Source organism: Mesorhizobium mediterraneum (genome assembly GCF_002284565.1).
Lineage (GTDB): Bacteria > Pseudomonadota > Alphaproteobacteria > Rhizobiales > Rhizobiaceae > Mesorhizobium > Mesorhizobium mediterraneum.
Window position 1 is genome coordinate 287,433 of the sequence record NZ_NPKI01000015.1, and the last position, 19,211, is coordinate 306,643.

Here is a 19,211-nt window from a genome sequence, read left to right on the forward strand (position 1 = left end):
TCCCGGATTTGCGCCTGCCGCTCGAAACAGCGTCAGCCGCACCGTTTGGTATAGGGTCCGAAGACCGGCCGAAACTGTCGCCGAACCGCGCCTTCGATGCGCGCGCGCCTCCGCTTCTCACGGCATGATCTTGGCCGCGCGACCGCGGCCCTCGGCTCCCAAAACTTTCACATCGCGTTCCCGGGCTCTCGTCGAGTTGCTCGCCGATCGGAACGCCAAAGCACTTGTCGGAGGCGGTTTCCGCCCGATATGGGCTGAACGGATAAGAATATGCTGCATTTTTCGCGCTGGAAGACCATTCTCATCTGGCTGACGGTCCTGGCCGGTGTCCTGTACGCAGCGCCCAATTTGGTTCCCGCCTCCACTCTGGCATCGCTGCCCAATTGGCTGCCAAAGCAGCAGCTGACGCTGGGGCTCGACCTGCAGGGCGGCTCGCACATCCTGCTCCAGATCGATCGGCAGGACCTCGCCAACGAACGCCTCGAAGCGGCCCGCGACGAGGTTCGCACATCGCTGCGCGATGCCCAGATCGGTTATACCGGACTTACCGGCACCGCCAATTCGATCCAGGTCCGCATTCGCGACCAAGGTCAGGTCGAAGCTGCGAAGAGCGCGCTCGAAAGATTGACGCAGCCGATCTCGACCGGACTTTTCATGAGCGGCTCCGTGACCGAGATGGAGATGGCCGAGCCGGAACCGGGGCTGCTGCGTTTTACGCTGACCGAAGCCGGGATCGACTACCGGATCGCCGCGGCGCTGACCCAATCGATCGAGGTGGTGGGCCGGCGCGTGAACGAGCTCGGCACGACCGAGCCGATCATCCAGCGCCAGGGTTCGGACCGTATCATGGTCCAGGTGCCGGGCCTGCAGGATCCGCAGCGGCTGAAGGATATTCTCGGACAGACCGCGAAGCTGACCTTTCAGATGGTCGACCAGTCGATTCCGGTCGAGGAGGCTATCTCCGGCCGCCCGCCGGCGGGCTCGACGGTGTTGTATTCGACGGACGAACCGCGGGTTCCGCATCTGATCGAGAATCGGATCATCGTCTCCGGCGAAAACCTCGTCGATGCGCAGGCAACCTTCGACCAGCGCACCAACGAGCCGGTGGTCTCGTTTCGCTTCGACAGCCGCGGCGCCGGCCGCTTCGGTCAGGCTACTCAGACCAATGTCGGGCGCCTGTTCGCGATCATCCTCGACAACGAGGTGATCTCCGCGCCGCAGATCCGCGAACCAATCCTGGGCGGCACCGGGCAGATATCCGGCAGTTTCACGGTGGAGAGCGCGAACGACCTTGCGGTCCTGCTGCGCGCCGGCGCACTGCCTGCCGACCTCACCATCGTCGAGGAACGCACCGTCGGCCCGAGCCTCGGCAGCGATTCGATCGACGCCGGCCAGTTCGCGTCAATCGTCGCCGGGTTCCTCGTCGTCGGCTTCATGCTGTTCGCCTATGGGCGACTGGGGCTGATCGCGAATATCGCGCTCCTGGCCAACGTCGCATTGATCATCGCCGTCCTGTCGGTTCTCGGCGCGACGCTGACGCTGCCCGGCATCGCCGGCATCGTGCTGACGATGGGGATGGCGGTCGATTCCAACGTCATCATCTTCGAGCGCGTCCGCGAAGAGAGCCGCCAAGGGCGCTCGATCGTGCAGTCGATGGATTCCGGGTTCAAACAGGCGCTGGCGACAGTCGTCGACGCCAATGTGACGACGCTGATTGCCGCCGTCATCCTGTTCTTTCTCGGCTCAGGGCCGATCAAGGGATTTGCCGTCACCCTCGCCATCGGCATCGTCACCACCGTGTTCACGGCGTTCACGCTGACGCGCTGGCTGGTCGCGTTCTGGCTTCGCCGGCAACGCCCGAAAACCATGCCCAGCGGTGTCATGCGACTGGTGCCCGACGACACGCGCGTGCCGTTCATGGCGTTCCGAAAGTACGCCTTCACGCTGTCCCTGCTATTGTCGATCGCTTCGGCCGCGGCGTTCTTCACTGTCGGCATGAACTACGGCATCGACTTCCGCGGCGGTTCGAGCATCGAGGTGCAGGCGAAGGGTCAGCAGGCCGACATCGGCAACATCCGCGAGCGCCTGACAGGTCTCGAACTGGGCGAGGTGCAGGTGCAGGAGTTCGGGTCGACCCGGGATGTGCTGATACGCATCGGCACCCAGGGGGGCGGCGACGTTGCCGAACAGTCCGCCGTCCAGAAAGTGAGAAGCGCGCTCGAATCTGACTACGAGTTCCGCCGCATCGAGGTCGTCGGCCCGACTGTGTCCTCGGAACTAGCCTTCAACGGCACGATGGGCGTGCTCGCCTCGCTGCTGGCGATGCTCGTCTACATCTGGGTCAGGTTCGAGTGGCAGTTCGGGCTCGGCGCCATCATTTCGACCTTCCACGACGTGATCCTGATGATCGGCTTCTACGTCGTCGCGGGCATAGAGTTCAATTTGACCTCGATAGCCGCGATCCTGACTATCGTCGGCTATTCGATCAACGATACCGTTGTTGTCTATGACCGGGTCCGCGAGAACCTGCGCCGCTATAAAAAGATGCCGATCGCCGAGCTGCTCGACCTGTCAATGAACCAGACTCTGGCGCGAACGGTCCTCACCGGCGTGACGACGCTGTTCGCGCTGGCGGCGCTTTCGATCTGGGGCGGCGAGGTCATCCAGTCCTTCACGGTCGCGATGATCTTCGGCATCCTCGCCGGGACCTATTCCTCCATCTTCGTCGCCGGGCCGCTGCTGATCCTGTTCAGGCTCCGGCCGGGCGCCCTCAGTCCAGAGGAACCCACAGGGGCGAAAGAGCCGCCGGCGCGACCGGCTTTATGACGCAACGATGGGTGGTGCCGTCTCTTTGGGTCCTATCGTCTAGCGGATGGCGGATCGGACCGTGACGGCTCGAAGCTGATCCACGACGGCGTCGATTTCGGTGCTGGTCGTGGCTCGACCAAGACTGAAGCGAACGGCGCCCATGCCGATCTTCTCGGGCACGCCCATGGCCGTGAGCACTGGGGAGAGCTCGACCCGGCCGGCATGACAGGCCGAACCGGTCGATGCCGCGACGCCGTCGAGATGCGAAAGCACCTCGGCGCCGATCATGCCTACGAATGAAACGTTGAGCGTGTTGGGAAGGCGATGCTGAGGGTGCCCGTTGAGCACGATACGGTCGCCGAAACTCTCCTGCAGCGCGTCCCAAAAACGATCCCGCAGCACGCGGACGCGCGCCATCGGCTCCAGATCGCTGGCGAGCGCACAGGCCGTACCGAGGCCAACCGCGAGCAAGGCGCTTTCAGTGCCGGCGCGCCGGCCATGTTCATGCCCGGCGCCATGGATCAGCGGCTCGAGCCTGACCCCGCCTCGGACATAGAGCGCCCCGACACCCTTTGGTGCATAGAGTTTGTGGCCGGCGATGGTCAGCAAATCGACGCCAAGCGTGTCGACCTTGCTTGCAATCTTGCCGACCGACTGCGCTGCGTCGGTGTGAAACCGGACCCCACGTTCCCGCGCAACAGCACCGATCTCCTCGATCGGCTGGATCGTGCCAACCTCATTGTTGGCGTGCATGACGCTGATCAGGATGGTGCGCGACGTGATGGCACGACGCACGTCGTCGGGATCGACCCGGCCCGTGCTGTCGACCGGCACATAGGTCACTGCCGCGCCGAGCTGCTCGAGGAAACGGCAAGGCGCGAGAATGGCCGGGTGCTCGACCGTAGTGGTGACGATGTGCTCGCCCTTGTGGCGCAGGGCGAAGAACGTGCCCTTGATCGCCAGGTTGTTGGCCTCACTGCCGCCGCTTGTGAACACGATCTCGTCGGGTGCGCAGTCGAGTAGTGCCGCAACCTGGCCGCGGGCCTTCTCCAGCGCAGCCTTCGCCGGCATGCTCGCCCAATGGCCGCTCGACGGATTGCCGAAAGCCTCATCCAAATATGGCTGCATGGCAGCCGTGACGGCCGGATCGATCGGCGTGCTCGCGTTGTAGTCGAGGTAGATCGACGTCATGTTCGGGAGCCTCCTTCGCGGCTTGTCGCCCGGCGATCAGCTGCGCGCGGCTACTGCCGCATGAATGCCTGCACTTCTTCGGGTGTCACTTTGCCGTCTTTGTTTGCGTCCACCTTGTCGAAGATTCGCTTATGGATGGCGGTGATCTCTTCGAAGGAAAGCGCGCTGTCGCCGTCCGTGTCGGCAACGGCGAACATGATCTTCATCATGTGCCCGCGCATGCGCATCATCGGCATTGCGCCCATCATGCCGGGCTGCTTCATCTCGCACATCATGCCCTGACCCATGCCTTGGCCCATCATGCCTTGACCCATCATTCCGGGAGGCATCATCCCGGGTTGAGCGGGCTGTGCCCCTTGGTCTTGTCCCGCCATATCTCCAGGCTCGGTGGACGGCGCCGCCTGTGCGACCGTCGTATCGGGATGGTGCGGATCGGCTGCGGTCGTTTGCGCGGCGGTTATAGCCGTCATGCCGGCGGCGACAATTGCGGCGAGCGCGGCCACGCGCGTCAATGAAATCAACGTCATAGCATCCTCCTTCCTCTCATGGGCTCGGCAGTTTTGACCCACTGGCGGCTCTGCGGCCGGAAATGCTTTGGGCTCTTTCCGTACTGCCGGCAAGCTGCCGGTCGCGGTCAAATTCCAATATAGGCCCAACGGGCAGCGCGGCGAGCTTGCGCCGGATCAATTGCTTGGGCAGCGATCTGCCGCCGCTGTCATGTTGCCCTCCTCGCGGACGGATGAGCCTCGGTTTCGCTCATCACAACAGCCACGACTACCCCTGAGAGAAACGTCAGCGCGGCGATCGATGTGATCGCCCATGACAGCCCGAAGCTGTCGGCGATGAGGCCGGCGGAGAGCGCGCCGATCGCGTAGCCGAGATCCCGCCAGAAGCGGTAGACGCTGAGTGAGCGGGCGCGCCAGGTCGGATGCGAGGCGTCGGAGACGGCTGCGATCAGGCTTGGGTAGACCATCGCCGTGCCGAGGCCGAGCAGAAGGCTGCCGACGATCCACCACTCGAACTGGCGCGTCGCCGCGGTGAGAAACAGACCCGCGGCCTGTACCCACATGCCGGCGACGATCAGGCCCTTGCGCCCCCAGCGATCGCTCAAGGGGCCTGTGGCGATCTGCAGGACACCCCATGTCGCGGGATAGACCGCCTTGAGGATGCCGATGCGTTCGACGCCGAGACCGAAGGAAGCGAAGAACAACGGGAAAATGCCCCAGCTCATGCCGTCGTTGAGATTGTTGACGAGGCCGGCCTGCGAGGCGGCGAACAGGTTGCGATCCCCGAACGAGGTGAGCGCGAAAACCTGCCGAAAGCTGATGGGCGCGGGCTGCGCGTGGGACGAAGCCTCCAGCCGAACGTGGTCCCGCGTGTCGCGCACGAGCAGGATCGACAGTGCGGCACCGACGACCGCATAACCGATGCCGAGATAGATCGGCACTGGCCGAAGTCCGTATTGTGAGGCGAGATAGCCGGTCAGGAACGCCGTCACCCCGACGGCAAGATAGCCGGCGAACTCGTTGAGACCAACGGCCAGGCCGCGCGACTTCGGCCCCACGAGATCGACTTTCATGATCACGGTCATCGACCAGGCGAGCCCCTGGTTGATGCCGAGCAATGCGTTGGCCGCAATCACCCATTCCCAGGTCGGCGCCCAGATGATCATGAACGGCACCGGCAGGCCGACCAGCCATCCCAAGACGAGCACGCGCTTGCGGCCCCACGCGTCGGCAAGCTGCCCCGAGACCAGATTGGCGAGCGCCTTGACGATGCCGAAGCTGACGATGAAGGAGACGATGAGCGTTGTCGACGTGACGTGGAACTCTTCCGACCCGATCAGCGGCACCACCGTTCGTTCTATCCCGACCATACCGCCGACAAAGGCGTTGATCACGACGAGCAGCGCGAATTGCGGCCAGTTCTCTCTGAGGCCTAGCCTGACGGGTGAACCCGCCTTGCCTGGCACCGATGCCGCTTCGTCCATGGGTCAGGCTGCCGCCGCAGCCAAGGCGGAATTGGCGGCCCGGAGCGCCGCGGCCTCGGGCGGAGCCGGGGGAATCTCGGCGAGCATGAAGCGGATGAACGCGGCTTCGTCCTCGATTCGCAAGGCCTCGTTGTGGCGTTTCTCGAAACCGATGGTCGACCAGGGCTTGCCGCTCAGGCGCCGGCCGCAGACCGAGCCAGCATAGGCGCCGGGGAGCACCTCGACATGATCTGGGAGAGCCTTGAGCCGACCGGCGCTGCGAAAGAGATCCTTTGCGCCTTGCTCGGCGCTGACGGCGAGTTCGGTGCGACCGAGATCGCCGACCATCAGCGTGTGGCCGGTCAGCACGAACCATGGCTCGTCGGCACGCGTGCGGTCGCTGACGAGAATGCAGATATGCTCCGGGGTGTGACCGGGCGTGTGCAGGACGGTTGCGGCGACGTTGCCGAGCGAGAGGGCCTCTCCGTCGCGCATTCCTTTGAACGGGAACGCGACATACGCCTCCGCCCCGAGCACGTATGCGGCGCCCGCCGCTTCGGCGAGCGCGCGGCCGACGGAGAGATGGTCGGCATGAACATGCGTGTCGACGACGAAGTGGATGCGCATGCCGGCGTCTTCGGCGGCGCGCAGGTAAAACTCGATGTCGCCGGCCGGATCGACGACGGCCGCGGCTGCCTTGCCGCCGCAGCCGAACAGGTATGAGACGCCGACTGGATCGGTATGAAGGAATTGGCGAAGGATCATGGTCTTGCGCGCCTCGCGACGACGGGCTAGAGACATTCAATCATTCCGCTGAATGTTCCACTGAGGAGAAGCCGTGTCAAGCACCGGACCGAAACAGGCGATCTACGCGAGCCTTGCCGAAGTGGCTCAGGCGCTCGGCCATCCGCATCGGCTCGAGCTTCTGGAGCACCTCGCGCAAGGGGTGCGCAGCGTCGAGGACCTCTCCGCGCGAGCCCATCTGAGCTTCGCCAACACGTCGCGCCACCTGCAGATCCTGCGGCGGGCGCGCCTCGTCGAGACGGAGCGCCGCGGCAAGCACATGCTCTATAGCCTCGCCGGCGACGCCGAGGTGGTGGCGCTGATCAAGGCGCTCGGCCGCGTCGGCGAGCGAAATGTTGCCGAAATCGGCCGCGTCATGGCCGACTATTTCCGGGCTCGCGATGCGATGGAGCCGGTGTCACGAGACGAACTCGTCTCAAGGCTGCATGACGGCATGGTCACGGTTCTCGACGTGCGGCCAGAGGATGAGTTCGCGGCCGGACATCTTCCAGGCGCCCTCAACATCCCGCTGGCCGAGTTGGAGCGTCGCTTAGGCGAGCTAGAGGCAGATCGGGAAGTGATCGCCTATTGCCGCGGCCCCTATTGCGTTCTCTCGTTCGAAGCGGTCGCCGCCTTGCGAGAGCAGGGCTATCTCGCGCGTCGGCTCGAAGACGGCTATCCCGAATGGAAGACCGCCGGCCTGCCGGTCGAAACGGCCGCCTGAAACAGAACACGCGGGCGCTCACGCAGGTGATGAGGGCAGGCAGATCAGTGCTGCGGATCCATTCGACGACCTTTCTTTTCATGGCCCGTGCCTTGCGCGACATGGGCGATGGCTTCGTGGCCGTTCTGCTGCCGGTCTATCTCCTCGCATTAGGCTTCACTCCCCTTCAGGTCGGCGTGATCGCAACGGCGTCACTACTTGGTTCCGCGCTCTTAACCATCGTTGTCGGGTTCCTCGGCGTCCGTTACGATCACCGCCAACTCCTGTTTGCCGCCGCCAGCCTGATGGTCGCCACGGGCGTGGCCTTTGCTTTGGTCCATGACTACGCGCTGCTGTTGGTGGTCGCGTTCGCAGGCACCATCAACCCCTCGGCCGGCAGCGTCAGCGTATTCGTGCCATTGGAGCATGCGGTGCTGACAAGCGAAGTCACCGATGCCGCGCGGACCAGGATGTTCGCGCGTTACAGCCTTGTGGGTGCGCTGGCAGGCGCGGTTGGCGCGCTTGTTTCGGCGACACCTGATCTTCTGGCTCCGGCCGGCCTCGACCAACTCGCCGGCATCAAGGCGATGTTCGTGCTCTATGCGTTTCTGGGTCTTCTCGGCGGCCTCCTTTACGCGCAGATTCCGCAGCGCCGTCCGGCGACGGACTCCAGCAGCGGGTCCGCGCTCGGCCCCTCGCGCAAGATTGTGTTCAAGCTCGCGGCGCTTTTCAGCCTCGATGCGTTTGCCGGAGGCTTTGTAGTCCAGTCGCTGCTTGCCCTCTGGCTTTTCGAAAAATTCGATCTGTCGCTTTCGGAAGCGGGATTTTTCTTCTTCTGGTCCGGCGTGCTTTCGGCGTTCTCTTTCCCCGTTTCAGCTTGGCTGTCCCGGCGCATCGGACTGATCAACACGATGGTGTTCACCCACATTCCGTCGAGCATCGCCCTGATGCTGGCGGCGTTGGCGCCCACGCTGCCTCTGGCACTCGTCCTGCTGCTGATCCGCGCAGCACTTTCGCAGATGGACGTGCCGACGCGATCATCTTACGTGATGGCCGTCGTCACGGAGGCGGAACGGGCGGCGGCCGCGAGCTTCACATCGGTGCCGCGGAGTCTGGCCGCCGCAGTCAGCCCCGCGCTGGCCGGCGCGCTGTTCGCGTCCTCGTTCCGGGCTTGGCCCCTCCTCATTTGCGGTGCCCTGAAGATCACCTACGATCTGTTGCTGCTGATGCAGTTCCGGCATCTCAAGCCCCCGGAGGAACGGTGATGCAGCGTTGTCGGTTCGGAGCGTTTTACCACGACGGATCAATCACGCAGAAAGAACGTTGGAAGGTTGTCGATCACTTTCGGCTGGCTGCTCTTACTTTCATCGTCATTGCTCGTCCGATTCACCGAGGTGTGATCCACCTAGAATATTCCACGCTCTCGGCGATTTCGATTGGACCCAGGTGCAACTCGTCCCACTAAATTGTATAATGAGTATCGACTTTTCGGTTTGAGCCATAAATGCGGCGTGGAAGACTTGATATGCTTCTGGCCTTTCTGGCCGTCGCACGGGAGGGCAGCTTCACGCGGGCCGCCGCGCAGCTAGGAATTTCGCAGTCCACGCTGAGCCACACGGTCCGTGCACTCGAAGAGCAACTGGGTATTCGGCTGCTGACCCGCACGACCCGCAGCGTTTCACCTACAGAGGCCGGCGCGCGGCTGCTGCGCAACATCGGCCCGCGCTTCGAGGAGATCGACGTCGAGGTCGAGGCGTTGAGCGAATTGAGGGAAAAGCCTGCCGGCACCATTCGCCTCACCGCCAGCGATCACGCATTTAATTCTGTTATCTGGCCGAGGTTGGCGAAGCTCCTTCCCGACTATCCCGACGTCACAGTTGAGGTGTTCCTCGACAACGCACTGACAGACATAGCAGCTGAACGGTTCGACGCAGGCGTGCGAATGGGAGAGAGCGTCGCAAAAGACATGATCGCTGTGCGCGTCGGGCCGGACATCCGCTTCGCCGTCGTTGGGGCGAAGTCATATTTCGCCAAGCGGCCGCCGCCAATGACACCGCAGGAGCTAACTGGTCACATTTGCATCAACCAGCGCTTTTCCTCCAACGGCGGGCTGTGGGTCTGGGATTTCGAGCGAGACGGTCGCGAGCTGAAGGTGCGGGTGGACGGCCAGATCATCCTGAACGGCACCGTCGAGATCCTCGAAGCCGCGTTGGAGGGTTTCGGCCTCGCCTATATGCCGGAGGACGTGGCGCAGGCCCACCTTGACAGCGGTCGCCTTGTACGGGTGCTCGATGAGTGGTCCCCGCCTTGGCCGGGATATCACCTCTACTATCCCAGCCGCCGCCAAACGTCTCCCGCTTTCGCTCTGCTTGTCAATGTGCTCCGCTATTCGGGCTGAGGCCGCCCACGAAACGGGCAGCGTGGCTCCCGCCGGCGCAAGTCCACTTTGGCTTGGCGCCCGCGCGAAGCCGGCCTAGACGGCTTTGCGTGGCAGGAGCGGCCGGGAAAATCCGAAGCCCGCCAAAGCCGCTACGATGGGCGGCGTTCCCGGCGATAGCTCCAGTTTTACGCAGCTGTTATGCTCGCGGCGCACCAGCATACAGATGTTCACAATCCGATCTGTCCACTGGGGGCGTGCCTGCTCGCTATGTCGCTGCTGGAGGGTGGCAAAATGAACCAATGGTTTTCTTCACTGCCGGCGTTGGCTAAGTGGACGATTGGCGTCATAGGTAGTGTCCTGATTGGAATGGTTGTTACTTCTGTTGTTGCCGAAGTCGCCTCGGCAAGGCCTGCTTCCTCAGTCAAGCACAAGTAATCCATTCGGAAGATTACCATGGTCAAAAAATATTCCAAGTAGTTACCTACACAAAGAATTATGGCCGTGGATCCGTTAAGGATGTCAATGTTCGTTATGTCTATACTGTCGAAGAAGGTGGCGAACTAGGCGCGCGATTCGCAGATTTAATTTCTGAAAACCCGCCGGACAGCTCCTCCAGCAGATGCCGGGAGCAAAAAAGAGAGAATTGGAATGGGAGAAATGAGCTGACTGTGGAGTTCGTCGGGTGCGATTTTGAGCCTACTGAAGCCATGGACACATTTACGGGACCGTACATCCAAAAGGCTCGAAAGATCGTAACCACCGTGGAAAATGAGAGCGGGGCTCGTTGGGCGGAGACCATGCGGCTCAGCGACCGCGACTATCTAAAGGCACCATTCGATCAGAGTCTACGGGGACAAGAAGAGTTCAATGGCACAACATCAGGATATCTGTTTTGGTTGAAATGGGCGTTAGCACCCATGATCTGTCTTACGAAAAGTTAAGGGAGATTGAGCGCCAGCGTCGTGCATGCCCTAAGTTCCTAACGCCGAACTACTGCTGAGGAGTTAGCAGCGCACGCGTTGATTGATGGCGTCGGATAGGGTTGCCTTAGCATCGCCTGCCGCTGGGCAGCTTTCGGCTCAATGACATGGGTCTGGCGTGCTCTTCGACATGCCGGGAATAGCGGAGCAGGCCGCGCCGAAGCGCCACAGGGGCTCGCCCGCACGAAAACGTCTCTCATAGGTTGGAGGGCTTTCGCTGGCTACAAGCGCGTCCGGCGTGCTGCAGCGTAGATTTGGCGCGCCCGAAGAGATTCGAACTCCTGACCCCCAGATTCGTAGTCTGGTGCTCTATCCAGCTGAGCTACGGGCGCGCAACAGGCCATGCTTTGCATAGCCCGCGATCCGATCCTTAACGACCGGCCGCGATGTGACGTGTTCCCTAGCGACTGAATTTCCGAAAAGCAAGCCGATCCGGCAAAAGTTTTGCTGTTCGTGCTGGCCGGCTCTTTGTTCTGCGCAATTCCGGACGGAAAACCGCTACACGCTTTTCCTGGAATTGCTCTGAGTTCTGCGCAATTCCGGACGGAAAACCGCCACACACTTTTCCTGGAATTGCCCTGAGTTCTGCGCAATTCCGGACGGAAAACCGTCACACACTTTTCCTGGAATTGCTCTGGATCAGGCCGGGCGGCGCAGGCCGTTGCGGGCCTGGTCGAGCCGGACCGGCTCGTCCGGGATGGTGACCGCGAATGTGGTGCGGCCGCCTCTGCTTTCGACAAGCTCCACCGTGCCGCCGTGAGCGCGGATCAATTCATAGGCGATCGCCAGGCCAAGGCCGGTGCCGCCGCTGCGGGCCGAGCCGCGGAACGCCGCGAACAGGTTCTCGCGCGCCTTCGGCGGCAGGCCGGGGCCGGTGTCGGTGACGGTGATACGGCTGACGCTGCCGACGCGCTCGGCCGACACCGCCAACCGGCGCACCACCGCGCTTTCCGCGTCCGCCGCCATTGCCTGCACGGCGTTGCGGCAAAGATTGGTGAGCACGCGAAAGAGCTGATCGGAATCGGCATCCACCTCGAAAGCCAGATCGACGGCGTTGACGAATTCGATGCCGCCTTCGGTGTCGAGCAGGCCGTGGACGTCGTCGACCAGCTGGCGCAGCCTGAGCCTGCGGCGCGAAGGCGGCGGCTCCTGGGTGCGGCCATAAGAAAGCACACCTTCCGAATAGGATACGGCACGATCGAGCGCGCGCAGCAGTTTCGGCGCGAAGGCCTGCACGGTCGGGTCCTTGACCTGACGCAAGCGGTCCGACATCAGCTGCGCCGACGCCAGGATGTTGCGCATGTCGTGATTGATCTTCGACACGGCGAGGCCGAGATCGGCGAGATGCTTCTGCTCGGAGAGCATCTTCTGGAGCCGCTCCTGCATCTGCGAGAGCTCGCGCTCTGCAACGCCGATCTCGTCGGCGCGGGCGGCAGGGTGGATGATCCGCCCGGGATCGTCGGGCGCCTCGGAGAAGGCCAGCATCGAACGCGTCATCGTCCGGATCGGACCGATCATGATCAGGTCGATGGCGGCATAGACCAGCATGGCGGTGAACAGCGAGATCAGCAGCGAGACGAAGGCGACGTTGCGCGAATAGATGAGCATGGCATTGCGCAGGCTGTAGTCGGGCATGATCAGCTCGAATTCCTTGTCGCTGTCGCCGACCGGCCCGAAAACGCGCAGCATCCGCTCGCCACCGAAAAACAGCGTGTCCAAAGCACTGGTCATGCCCTCGACCAGGCCGACATTGGCGATGTCGATATGCTCGTCGACATGCGGCGGCATTTCAGCCACGACGAGAAGGCGCGAGACGCCGCCGTCGCGCACGGCGATCGCCTTGGCGCCGATCGCCGTCAGCACGTCGTTCTGCGCGGCGCGCGACAGCGAGGCTGGCTCTCCCTGCACCAGCACGATCGAGACTGCCGCGGCGGTGCTCAGCCTTTCCTTCAGCCAACTCATTCGGTAGCTGGCGATCCAGGGTAGAAAGATAAGGACCTCGGCCAGAAGCACGAAGACGATCGTGAGCAGCAGGAGCTTTGTCGACAATCCACGCGACAAGGGCACGGTACGGGGCACCGTCCGAGCGGCGGCCGTCGCCCGGTCGGTCCCTTCGTCCGCGGATGGGAAATCACTCATGCTGCTTTTTCTTCACGATCACTTGATCAGCCAAGATTAGGCCATTGCGGCTTTTTTGCCAATTTCATCCTTCGTCCCAATACGGGATGAGACCGCCCAGAGTTTGGCCATCACCTCAGCCATCGGCCCTGACGGCGTCGGAAGGCGGCGGATTGACTTCCAAAACCCTTCTTTCTATAAGCCCGCTCACGCTCGGGCCATTCGTCCCGGCGCGGTTTCGATCGCGCCAAAACCGACCCGGCAAAGCTCCTGTTACAGAGTGACAGAATCAAGAAGGGCCGCACCCCGCGGTATTAAAACAAATGAAGCGTACCTACCAACCGTCCAAACTCGTCCGCAAACGTCGGCACGGTTTTCGTGCCCGCATGGCCACCAAGGGTGGTCGTGGCGTCGTCGCAGCCCGCCGCAACCGCGGTCGCAAGCGGCTCAGCGCCTGAACGGAAGACGAGATCGTTGCCCGCAACCGGCAAGCCAGTGGGAGCACATCCCAAGCGGCTTCTGAAACGCGCGGAATTCCTGGCTGTCCGGCGTGGCGAGAAGCGCCGCGGGCGGCTTTTTCTCGTCGAGGTTCTGGACCGCAGCGACGCAGAGGCGCCTCGCGTCGGCTACACGGTCACCAAGAAGGTCGGCAACGCAGTCGTGCGCAACCGCATCCGGCGGCGGCTGAGGGAAGCCGTGCGCACCCATGCCGCGGGTGACATGGCGCCTGGCAATGACTATGTCATCGTCGGGCGCGAAGACGTGCTTACCACTCCGTTCGGCCAATTGAAGGCCGAACTCTCCCGCAGATTGCGCGGAACACGATAGGCCAAGGCTTTCGATGGAAAACAACCGGAACTTCTTCATCACCATCGCGCTGTCGGTGCTGATCCTGTCGCTTTGGCAGTATTTTTACGTGCTGCCGCAGAGCGAGGCACAGCGCGAGAAGGCCCGCATCGAAGAACAGCGGGTAGCGGAGCAGAAGAAGGCGGCCCAAGCCACCAGTCCGGGCGGTAGCGAAACGCCGGTGCCGCCGCAAGGCGCCATTCCCAATGCAGCGGGCCCCAACGCACCGGGAACCGACGGCACGACGCCTGCCGGCCGCGAGCAGGCGCTGGCGTCGACCCAGCGCGTCAAGATCGACACGCCGAGCCTGGAGGGCTCGATCAATCTCACCGGCGCCCGTCTCGACGACCTCAGGCTCAAGCACTACACGACGACGGTCGACAAGAACTCGCCCGAGATCGAGTTGCTCAATCCGGCGGCGCTGCCTACCGGCTACTATGCCGAGATCGGCTTTGTCGGCAGCGACAAGACCGGCGCGGTGCCGGGGCCGGAAACGGTGTGGACCGTCGACGGCAATGCGACACTGACCCCGGCGACACCGGTCGCGCTGACCTTCACCAACGACAAGGGCCTGACCTTCAAGCGCACCTTCTCCGTCGACAGCGACTACATGTTCACTGTTTCGGACACGGTGCAGAATTCGAGTTCGACCGCCGTTACCCTGTCGAATTACGGCCGTGTCACCCGCTTCGACAAACCTGCCGTTGCCAGCATCTATGTGCTGCATGAGGGGTTGATCGGCGTCACCGGCACGGAAGGCCTGCAGGAACACAAATACGCGGCCGTCGAGGAGGACAAGCAGTTCACGCCCGGCAAGTCGACCGATGGCTGGCTGGGCATCACCGACAAATACTGGGCGGTGACGCTGGTGCCGACCGAGAAGCAGCCGTTCCAGCCGCGCTACGCCTATTTCGAGGACGGCCGCCCCCGCTACCAGGCCGACTTCCTCACCGACCCGATCAATGTTGATGCCGGCCAATCGGCGACGGTAGAGACCGAGATCTTCGCCGGCGCCAAGGAAGTCGCCAAGGTCAACGCCTATGCGCAAGATCGCCATATCAGGCTGTTCGACCGTTTGATCGACTGGGGATGGTTCATCTGGATCACCAAGCCGATGTTCTACCTGATCGACACGATGTACAAATTCTTCGGCAATTTCGGTCTGGCCATCCTCGCCACCACCGTCGTCGTCAAGGCCGTCTTCTACCCGCTTGCCAACAAATCCTACGCGTCGATGGCGAACATGAAGAAGGTGCAGCCAAAGATGCTTGAGATCCGCGAGAAATACGCGGACGACAAGATGAAGCAGCAACAGGCGATGATGGAGCTCTACAAGACCGAGAAGATCAATCCGCTCGCCGGCTGTTGGCCGGTGGCGCTGCAGATCCCGGTCTTCTTCGCGCTCTACAAGGTGCTCTACATCACCATCGAGATGCGGCACGCACCGTTCTTCGGCTGGATCCAGGATCTGGCGGCGCCCGACCCGACCTCGATCTTCAACCTGTTCGGCCTCATCCCGATCACCTTGCCGCATATGTTGATGGTCGGCGTTTGGCCGCTGATCATGGGCGTGACCATGTTCCTGCAGATGCGCATGAACCCGACGCCGCCGGACCCGACGCAGGCCATGATCTTCACCTGGATGCCTGTCATCTTCACCTTCATGATGGCGGGCTTCCCGGCCGGCCTGGTCATCTACTGGGCCTGGAACAATTTGCTTTCGATCATCCAGCAAGGCGTGATCATGAAGCGGCAGGGCGCCAAGATCGAATTGTGGGACAATCTGGTCGCGCTTTTCCGGAAGAAACCGTCGCCGGCGGAGTAGCCGGCGCCCCCCTTTTTTGCGAATCAAGGAAAGCCCCGGTTCCGGGGCTTTTTCGCACAAGCCGAGCCGCTGCCGAACGCGAAACCAGTCGGCCGGGCGGTAGACGCCGCCGCGACACATCCCTATAAGTCGCTCTCGTTTCAGGAGCGCTCCCTCGATGAACAGGTAAGGATGATCCGCTGCGCACGCGGTTGGTGCTGCCGGGCGGATCGCGCTATTTTGACCTTGCCCGTTTATCTCGCCGATGGAGCCAGACCATGATCGGACCCAACCCCAACATCAAGCACCCGATCCCGATGCATACCCGCGTCGGATTCCTGAAGGGACTGGTCACGGCGCCGAACATCGAGATCGGCGACTTCACTTATTATGACGATCCGGACGGGCCCGACAAATTCGCCGAGCGATGCGTGCTGCATCATTATCCGTTCATCGGCGACCGGCTGATCATCGGCAAGTTCTGCGCCATCGCCGAGGGCGCCCGCTTCATCATGAACGGCGCCAACCATGCCATGTCCGGCTTTTCGACCTATCCGTTCAACATCTTCGGTCATGGCTGGGAAGAGGGTTTCGACCCGGCGACCTGGTCGAAGGAATTGCGCGGCGACACAGTGCTCGGCAATGATGTATGGATCGGCATGGAAGCGGTGATCCTGCCCGGCGTGACGATCGGCCATGGCGCCATCGTCGCGGCAAAATCGGTGGTGACGCATGACGTGCCACCCTATGCGATCGTCGCCGGCAATGCGGCCAAGGTGGTGAAGATGCGCTTCGACGACAGGACCATCTGGCGGCTTTTGGCGGCGGCGTGGTGGGACTGGCCGGTGGAAAAGATCAGCCGCAACCTCAATGCCATTCGTGGCGCCGATATTTCTCTTCTGGAGGCAGCGGTTTGAACGCGTTGAACAAGACCGTGATCGGCATCGAACTGTTCACGCGGCCGTGGATCTTCATCCGCGGCGTGCCGGCAATGAAATTCCTGCCGCCGGAAGGGCCGCCGGAGATCGCCTTTGCCGGCCGCTCGAATGTCGGCAAATCGTCGCTGATCAACGCGCTGGTCAACCAGAAGGGGCTGGCGCGGACATCCAACACGCCGGGGCGGACGCAGGAACTCAACTATTTCGTTCCGGGTGGATTTTCCGGCGAAGGCGCCGATCTGCCGCCGATGGCGCTGGTCGACATGCCGGGCTACGGCTACGCCACCGCGCCCAAGGAAAAAGTCGACGACTGGACGAAACTCGTATTCGACTATCTCAAGGGCCGCGTCACGCTGAAGCGCGTCTACGTGCTGATCGACGCCCGTCACGGCATTAAGGCCAAGGACGATGAAGTGCTGTCGCTGCTCGACAAGGCGGCGGTGTCCTACCAGATCGTGCTGACCAAGACCGACAAGATCAAAGCGGCCGGCGTGCCGCGATTGATCGAAGAGACACTTGCGAAGATCAAGAAGCGGCCGGCCGCGTTTCCGTTCGTTCTCGCCACGTCGTCGGAAAAGAGCGAGGGCCTCGAGGAATTGCGCGCGGCGATCGTGCTGGCAGCCAATGGCGGCTAGGACTTTGCCTCTAGCGCAATCGTCTGGGTGCGTTCTTCCGTGGCAAGCCTTTCGGTGCCGTAAGCCTTCAGGAACATGCCGACGCCCGACTTGACGATGTGGTCGATTTCTTCCTGGCTCGGGGCTTTGGTGCGGTAGGCGAATATGCACTGGCGGAAAAGGCCAGCAAGGCACAGCTCAGTGAACTGATAGGCGGCAAGATCGACATCGTCGATCCGCAGCAGGCCGCGCTCGATGGCGGCATTGAGAAAAGCAACGACCTTGTCGTGGCCGCGTTTCGGGCCGCGTTCATAAAAACGCGCGCCAAGTTCGGGAATCCTGTCGGATGCGCCGATTACCGTGCGCTGCGCCTGGACGACCTTGGCCGAGGTGATCTTGAGGGACAGCACCTTGCCGAATTTCACTAGCGTCTCGCGAAGGTCGTCGGCGCGATCGAGCAGATCGTACATGTTCTTGAAGATCGTGCCGCGTTCTTCTTCGATCAGCGCTTCGAACAGCTCTTCCTTGTTGGCGAAATAGACATAGATCGTGCCCTTGGAAACGCCGGCCTCGCGGGTGATGTCGTTCATCGACGCCGCTTCAAAACCCTTGTCGATGAAGACACGGCGCGCGCCTTCGATGATCTGGCTGCGCTTGACCGGGTCTTGCCCTGCCGCCGGACGGCCGCGACGCAGGCCATCCAGCAGATCGCACTGGTCCTTGTCGGCTTCGGTCATAACGTCACACCTCGAAAAATATTCGAACCGATCGGTTCGATCACTCTTGATATGGGCCTCTCTCCGCGCTAAGTCAATGTTCACATCGAACCGAACGGTTCAGTCTGACTGATTTTCCAGAGAGAATGCCCAGTCTCCAGAGACCCAGAGAGATTCCATGTCCTCGAACGCGACCCCCACCGCCGAAGTCCGTCCTTTCCCCAACGCCAAGATTGCGCCAGCGACCGAAGCGCCGACCGCACCGACCGAGCCCGCAATAAGTCCTCCGGCCGAGACGCCGGCCAAAAAGAAACGTTCGGCACGCTCCTTTCTGTTGCCCATCATCGCGCTTGGATTGCTGGGCGCAGGCGCCTGGTATGGCTACGACTACTGGACCGACGGGCGTTTCATGATCTCAACCGACGATGCCTATGTCCAGGCCGACATGGCATTCATCTCGCCGAAAATTTCCGGCTATGTCGATCAGGTCAAGGTGACCGAGAACCAGCAGGTCAAGGCCGGCGACCCGCTGCTGGTCGTCGACAATGGTGACTACAAAATAGCGGTCGCCCAAGCCGAGGCGCAGATCGCCACCCTGAGCAAGACGCTCGACCGCATCGACGCCCAGACCGAGGCGGCGCGCGCATCGCTCGAGCAGGCGCGGGCGCAGAAGACCGCCGACCAGGCCGCCGCCGACAATGCGGCGCGAGCTCAAGTGCGCGCCGCCCAATTGCTCAAGACACGTGTCGGCACCCAAGCTCAACTCGACGATGCCCAGACCGCGGTCGAGCAGGCCAACGCCGCCCTTGTCGGCGCCGACGCCCAGATCGCGGCGGCTGAGGCCAATATCGGTGTGCTTCAGGCGCAGCGCGCGGAGACGGCAAGCACGCTGGCGTCGCTGCAGCTTGCCCGCGACAAGGCCGCGCGGGACCTGTCCTTCACCGTGCTGCGCGCGCCCTATGACGGTGTAGTCGGCAACCGCTCGGTCGAGCAAGGCGACCTGATCAGCCCCGGACAGAAGCTCGCCGTCATCGTGCCGATGGACAAGCTCTATATCGTCGCCAACTTCAAGGAGACGCAGCTTGCCCGGCTGGTGCCTGGCGAAAAGGTCAGGATTTCGGTCGACGCTATCGACGGTCATGACTTTGAAGGCACGGTCTCGTCGCTGGCACCGGCCTCCGGTGCGGTGTTCTCGCTGCTGCCGCCGGAAAACGCCACCGGCAATTTCACCAAGGTCGTGCAGCGTGTCCCGGTTCGCATCGACGTGCCGGCGGATGTGCTGAAGACAGGCAAGCTGCGCGCCGGCCTAAGTGTCGTCGTCGCCGTCGACAGCCGCACAGCGCCGGCCGCGTCGAACTGAG

General features: G+C 62.5%; 16 protein-coding genes and 1 tRNA gene. 10 read left to right on the top strand and 7 right to left on the bottom strand.

From position 1 onward, the window contains the following. Nucleotides 1–270: 270 nt before the first annotated feature. The gene (gene secDF / locus CIT25_RS10760) at nucleotides 271–2,826 is read left to right on the top strand and encodes a protein translocase subunit SecDF (protein WP_095484522.1); all 2,556 of its coding nucleotides are present in this window, start codon (nucleotides 271–273) and stop codon (nucleotides 2,824–2,826) included. Between the two features lie 39 nt (nucleotides 2,827–2,865). Here the strand turns inward: secDF and CIT25_RS10765 are convergent, their stop codons facing one another. The 4 genes from CIT25_RS10765 to CIT25_RS10780 form a co-directional block, all read right to left on the bottom strand. Next, nucleotides 2,866–3,999 (bottom strand): cysteine desulfurase family protein, encoded by a 1,134-nt coding sequence (locus tag CIT25_RS10765; protein ID WP_095484523.1) that lies wholly within the window; start codon nucleotides 3,997–3,999, stop codon nucleotides 2,866–2,868. Between the two features lie 50 nt (nucleotides 4,000–4,049). Next, nucleotides 4,050–4,526, bottom strand: coding sequence for an EF-hand domain-containing protein (locus tag CIT25_RS10770; RefSeq protein WP_095485067.1), 477 nt, complete (start codon nucleotides 4,524–4,526; stop codon nucleotides 4,050–4,052). A 188-nt stretch (nucleotides 4,527–4,714) separates the two neighbouring features. Further along, nucleotides 4,715–5,989 (bottom strand): MFS transporter, encoded by a 1,275-nt coding sequence (locus CIT25_RS10775; RefSeq protein WP_095484524.1) that lies wholly within the window; start codon nucleotides 5,987–5,989, stop codon nucleotides 4,715–4,717. A gap of 3 nt (nucleotides 5,990–5,992) precedes the next feature. Continuing rightward, the gene (locus CIT25_RS10780) at nucleotides 5,993–6,769 is read right to left on the bottom strand and encodes an MBL fold metallo-hydrolase (protein ID WP_245329822.1); all 777 of its coding nucleotides are present in this window, start codon (nucleotides 6,767–6,769) and stop codon (nucleotides 5,993–5,995) included. A gap of 37 nt (nucleotides 6,770–6,806) precedes the next feature. Between CIT25_RS10780 and CIT25_RS10785 the strand changes: the two genes are divergently transcribed. The 3 genes from CIT25_RS10785 (at nucleotide 6,807) to CIT25_RS10795 (ending at nucleotide 9,852) form a co-directional block, all read left to right on the top strand. Continuing rightward, nucleotides 6,807–7,475 (top strand): ArsR/SmtB family transcription factor, encoded by a 669-nt coding sequence (locus CIT25_RS10785; protein ID WP_095484525.1) that lies wholly within the window; start codon nucleotides 6,807–6,809, stop codon nucleotides 7,473–7,475. 29 nt (nucleotides 7,476–7,504) lie between these two features. Continuing rightward, nucleotides 7,505–8,719, top strand: coding sequence for an MFS transporter (locus CIT25_RS10790; protein ID WP_167391054.1), 1,215 nt, complete (start codon nucleotides 7,505–7,507; stop codon nucleotides 8,717–8,719). Between the two features lie 239 nt (nucleotides 8,720–8,958). Continuing rightward, entirely contained in the window at nucleotides 8,959–9,852 is an 894-nt protein-coding gene (locus CIT25_RS10795; RefSeq protein ID WP_095484526.1) for a LysR family transcriptional regulator, read from the top strand. A gap of 1,217 nt (nucleotides 9,853–11,069) precedes the next feature. On the opposite strand, the gene CIT25_RS10810 is transcribed toward CIT25_RS10795, so the two are convergent. After that, a tRNA-Arg gene (locus CIT25_RS10810) sits at nucleotides 11,070–11,146 on the bottom strand. A gap of 307 nt (nucleotides 11,147–11,453) precedes the next feature. Beyond that, a complete protein-coding gene (locus CIT25_RS10815) occupies nucleotides 11,454–12,953 on the bottom strand; it encodes a sensor histidine kinase (protein ID WP_095484529.1) in 1,500 nt (499 codons plus the stop codon). Between the two features lie 302 nt (nucleotides 12,954–13,255). On the opposite strand from CIT25_RS10815, the gene rpmH reads away from it, so the two are divergent. The 5 genes from rpmH to yihA all read left to right on the top strand — a co-directional run bounded on the left by rpmH (nucleotide 13,256) and on the right by yihA (nucleotide 17,155). Then, on the top strand, nucleotides 13,256–13,390 hold the full coding sequence (gene rpmH / locus CIT25_RS10825) for a 50S ribosomal protein L34 (protein WP_008833937.1): 135 nt from the start codon (nucleotides 13,256–13,258) through the stop codon (nucleotides 13,388–13,390). A gap of 16 nt (nucleotides 13,391–13,406) precedes the next feature. Then, complete coding sequence (gene rnpA / locus CIT25_RS10830) at nucleotides 13,407–13,760, top strand: ribonuclease P protein component (RefSeq protein ID WP_095484530.1); 354 nt, start codon at nucleotides 13,407–13,409, stop codon at nucleotides 13,758–13,760. A 13-nt stretch (nucleotides 13,761–13,773) separates the two neighbouring features. After that, nucleotides 13,774–15,603 (top strand): membrane protein insertase YidC, encoded by a 1,830-nt coding sequence (yidC, locus tag CIT25_RS10835; RefSeq protein ID WP_095484531.1) that lies wholly within the window; start codon nucleotides 13,774–13,776, stop codon nucleotides 15,601–15,603. Nucleotides 15,604–15,860: 257 nt separating this feature from the next. Further along, entirely contained in the window at nucleotides 15,861–16,499 is a 639-nt protein-coding gene (locus CIT25_RS10840; RefSeq protein ID WP_095484532.1) for a CatB-related O-acetyltransferase, read from the top strand. Continuing rightward, on the top strand, nucleotides 16,496–17,155 hold the full coding sequence (gene yihA, locus CIT25_RS10845; RefSeq protein WP_095484533.1) for a ribosome biogenesis GTP-binding protein YihA/YsxC: 660 nt from the start codon (nucleotides 16,496–16,498) through the stop codon (nucleotides 17,153–17,155). The genes CIT25_RS10840 and yihA overlap by 4 nt, the downstream gene beginning before the upstream one ends. Here the strand turns inward: yihA and CIT25_RS10850 are convergent. Further along, nucleotides 17,152–17,871 (bottom strand): TetR/AcrR family transcriptional regulator, encoded by a 720-nt coding sequence (locus CIT25_RS10850; RefSeq protein WP_095484534.1) that lies wholly within the window; start codon nucleotides 17,869–17,871, stop codon nucleotides 17,152–17,154. The genes yihA and CIT25_RS10850 overlap by 4 nt on opposite strands. A gap of 157 nt (nucleotides 17,872–18,028) precedes the next feature. Between CIT25_RS10850 and CIT25_RS10855 the strand changes: the two genes are divergently transcribed. After that, complete coding sequence (locus tag CIT25_RS10855; protein WP_095484535.1) at nucleotides 18,029–19,210, top strand: HlyD family secretion protein; 1,182 nt, start codon at nucleotides 18,029–18,031, stop codon at nucleotides 19,208–19,210. Nucleotide 19,211: the final 1 nt, after the last annotated feature.

Bases quoted from the DNA above. Each gene is read 5' to 3' on its own strand.
- secDF (WP_095484522.1), top strand. From the start codon at position 271: ATGCTGCATTTTTCGCGCTGGAAGACCATTCTCATCTGGCTGACGGTC.
- CIT25_RS10765 (WP_095484523.1), bottom strand. From the start codon at position 3,999: ATGACGTCGATCTACCTCGACTACAACGCGAGCACGCCGATCGATCCG.
- CIT25_RS10770 (WP_095485067.1), bottom strand. From the start codon at position 4,526: ATGACGTTGATTTCATTGACGCGCGTGGCCGCGCTCGCCGCAATTGTC.
- CIT25_RS10775 (WP_095484524.1), bottom strand. From the start codon at position 5,989: ATGGACGAAGCGGCATCGGTGCCAGGCAAGGCGGGTTCACCCGTCAGG.
- CIT25_RS10780 (WP_245329822.1), bottom strand. From the start codon at position 6,769: ATGTCTCTAGCCCGTCGTCGCGAGGCGCGCAAGACCATGATCCTTCGC.
- CIT25_RS10790 (WP_167391054.1), top strand. From the start codon at position 7,505: ATGAGGGCAGGCAGATCAGTGCTGCGGATCCATTCGACGACCTTTCTT.
- CIT25_RS10795 (WP_095484526.1), top strand. From the start codon at position 8,959: ATGCGGCGTGGAAGACTTGATATGCTTCTGGCCTTTCTGGCCGTCGCA.
- CIT25_RS10815 (WP_095484529.1), bottom strand. From the start codon at position 12,953: ATGAGTGATTTCCCATCCGCGGACGAAGGGACCGACCGGGCGACGGCC.
- rpmH (WP_008833937.1), top strand. From the start codon at position 13,256: ATGAAGCGTACCTACCAACCGTCCAAACTCGTCCGCAAACGTCGGCAC.
- yidC (WP_095484531.1), top strand. From the start codon at position 13,774: ATGGAAAACAACCGGAACTTCTTCATCACCATCGCGCTGTCGGTGCTG.
- CIT25_RS10840 (WP_095484532.1), top strand. From the start codon at position 15,861: ATGATCGGACCCAACCCCAACATCAAGCACCCGATCCCGATGCATACC.
- CIT25_RS10850 (WP_095484534.1), bottom strand. From the start codon at position 17,871: ATGACCGAAGCCGACAAGGACCAGTGCGATCTGCTGGATGGCCTGCGT.
- CIT25_RS10855 (WP_095484535.1), top strand. From the start codon at position 18,029: ATGTCCTCGAACGCGACCCCCACCGCCGAAGTCCGTCCTTTCCCCAAC.